Here is a 2828-nt window from a genome sequence, read left to right as displayed (position 1 = left end):
TAAGCAATAACTTGCATACAGTAATCCATTGAAAACGATTCAGACCAAGAGTCTCCCTCTTTCCCAAGAACCAACATGTTAGTGTTGGCTATAATACCAAGCGCCATTTGCTATGGTGGCTACCGAGTTGATTTTGTCTGTATGACTCAATTTAAGGAACAAATGTCGCTAGATATTGACAGTCATCTCGATGCATGAAGCCCCATAAGCACTTGGGATGGAAGAGCTGCAATTCCGCGCTATAACTCTCATGATTGGTCTAAAATTCTTGCAAGCAATGATCCTAACAATTATCTTGCCATCAGGTTTATCTGTAAGATAGGTAAGGATATCAGATGGAAAACGGGCCAATTGAGGATTTAGCTAAGCGAATATCTCAGGATTTGTTTAGTCGATTTAAGTGGCAGCAACAGGGCCCATATGACCAAGATTTTGCATGCGATAATGAGGAACAGCATAAACCGGATGGGAAAAAACAGAGTCATACTCATCCAGTGGATGTCGTCTTTAGTTACAAAGATCCATATCTAAATAAAGTTATCTACCTAAATACAGACCTAAAAAGTTATGCAAAAGGCTCTATTGATGCCAAAAAAATTGAATCAACACTAGTCTCATTAGCTAAAACAATTGAGTGTGCCAGATATAGTTCAGAGTGGTCAGAAAAATATAATTTCTCACAAGTAGATTGTGAGATTAGAGGTTTGTTATTTGTATTTAATCATGACAATCAATTGCAGCATAATTTTTATGATTTCTTTTACCCTCCAAAACCGGAGAAAGGAAGAAGAAAGCAGGCTGTTAACCTAGATAATATCCCTCTTTGTCCCGGTCAACAAATTCATATCATTGATCCATTCTTGATTAATTATATGTTGACTGTAACTAATGATATGAATGATATGATTGCAAGGGGAGTATTCCCTAAGCAAGATTATGGTTTTTATTACCCGCAATTAACAATGCATAAAGTAGCGGTTACTGATAAATATTTGCCAGCTACGATTGAAACTCTATTTGCTCCATTCATGCTAGTGAAGCACGGAGCTGTTTATGAATATAATAGAGACACTAAGAAAGAAGAGGAGATATATCCAGAGGGATTTGTTGTTTACTATAATGAGAAAGCAAATAGTGATAATGAATTTTTCTACCTACTAGATTTATTGTCAAATTATCAAATACTTGATGGTATTAATAAAATAAGAATTAGAATTGCGTACCGCGAAAAAAATGACCGCGTTATGTCACACTTCCATCGAGGAGTTGAAAAATATGCTCATGAGTATGGGCTAGATGAAGAGGCTAAATTAAAGTTAAAGAAACTTGAAGTGGAAGTGATATCTTCAGTTAAAGAGTTCTTCTCCTCTGAGGTTCTGTCTTGGGATTTGAAATGAGAAATATTCATAGTGTTACTGATAAAGCATTGTATGATGCGCTGAATCAAAAGCAAATTACGACTAAAGAAATTCAGGAGCTCTTTCTAAGTAGAGGCACTCTTATAAGCAAGCAAACCCCAAGAAAAGAGCTAGCCAAAAACTATTCAAGGATGAATCATGACTATTATGAACATCAGAAAATAGCCTCATTACTGGGTGGGCAATCTAGGGCGGAAAAAATAACTTGCGTAAGAATTGAAACAGAAATTGCTAAGCAGGATTTAATACAGGCGGCAGAGAAGTTAAAGAGTGAAATAGTAAAGCAAGATGATTATTGTCAAGTTTTATTAGATGGCGAAAGAGTTCTTATGAATATAAGATATCTCGCAACTGATTATGGTAAAAGTGAGTTTAAACAAGTCGTAAGAAAAGAGGCCCTAATTGAAATAGAACCTTTGAATAATAGTAATGGTTATAGTATTAGACGGCCTGACAATGACATCCTACAAGGCTATGAAAGCTCTTTATTGGAAAGCATTAGCTTAATCAAGAAGGAAAAAGATGATGAAAATCTTGACCTGATAATAAATGAAATATCTCTTGCTCATAATACATCGGCAGACGTTAGGACGAGATTTTTCGATAAATTAATAAGATCGCTTGATGGATATAAATTACTCGATGTTACAGATGCCTACGTTTATCATCCAAAACCTGAAACTCTTGAAGAAGAAGATGGGAATACGGATACAGGTGTTCATGTCTCAAGGGCTTCATTAAAGGGAGAAGGTGTTCTTAAGTCAGAAGAATTGAGTAACTTATATGATAGAGGATTCTATATTTGGAAAATAAAATGGAAGGTTGAAGAGGATACAGTTGATCCAGATATTTTTGAACTGGAAGCTCAGTTTGGCGACCCATTAAATTGTACTAATTTTTCATATCATGTTAAAGGTGTTCGTAAGTATAAAGGTGGCGGAGAGTATTTTAGCAAGCCTCAGAAATTAACTAATATTGAAGCGCGTAGATTTAATAGGCTGATTGAAAATACTGCGTATTCCATTATAATTGATATTAGCTAATTCATCGCGGGGTGAGTTTATGTCACAAGTAAGGCTTAAGTGGATGAGGTTGAAATGCAGGGTTTCACCTGATGTAATTTTTAACTTCATAAAAAACACACCATACTCGAATGAAGCTGGAGCAGGCTTTACTAAGGTTGAGCTTTCCCATGATGGAATAACTGCGACCTTCAATAAAAAGGTCATAGTATTTGATCCTGTTCTCGACCCATTTGGTGAGATGATTGAGTTTGAGCGAGTGGTGTTTGAGCAGGTTTGTTTTTCAATTAAAGTAATTAATGGTGCTCTTTGTCTTTTAACATTATATAACCCACCAAAATCAGTAAGGTCATTTATTGATTATTTATCTGGTGCAGATGGGGTGAGT

The 2828-nt window shown here is 35.6% G+C and carries 2 protein-coding genes and 1 pseudogene; all 3 read left to right on the top strand.

What is annotated here, in order from left to right:
* Nucleotides 1-335: 335 nt before the first annotated feature.
* Nucleotides 336-1397, top strand: coding sequence for a hypothetical protein (locus GOU96_RS17205; RefSeq protein WP_267783188.1), 1062 nt, complete (start codon nucleotides 336-338; stop codon nucleotides 1395-1397).
* Nucleotides 1394-2461 carry a hypothetical protein gene (locus GOU96_RS17200; protein ID WP_267783186.1) on the top strand — a complete coding sequence of 356 codons (1068 nt, stop codon included), beginning with the start codon at nucleotides 1394-1396 and terminating at the stop codon, nucleotides 2459-2461. The genes GOU96_RS17205 and GOU96_RS17200 overlap by 4 nt, the downstream gene beginning before the upstream one ends.
* A 19-nt stretch (nucleotides 2462-2480) precedes the next feature.
* Nucleotides 2481-2828, top strand: a pseudogene (locus GOU96_RS17195) (hypothetical protein); the annotation flags it as partial.

The organism is Vibrio sp. R-1 (assembly GCF_035615595.1).
GTDB classification, from domain to species: domain Bacteria; phylum Pseudomonadota; class Gammaproteobacteria; order Enterobacterales; family Vibrionaceae; genus Vibrio; species Vibrio cholerae.
This window is presented reverse-complemented; position numbering and strand designations above follow the sequence as displayed.

What these genes read in the sequence shown, in the direction of transcription:
- GOU96_RS17200 (WP_267783186.1), top strand. Translation starts at nt 1,394, where the DNA reads ATGAGAAATATTCATAGTGTTACTGATAAAGCATTGTATGATGCGCTG.
- GOU96_RS17205 (WP_267783188.1), top strand. Translation starts at nt 336, where the DNA reads ATGGAAAACGGGCCAATTGAGGATTTAGCTAAGCGAATATCTCAGGAT.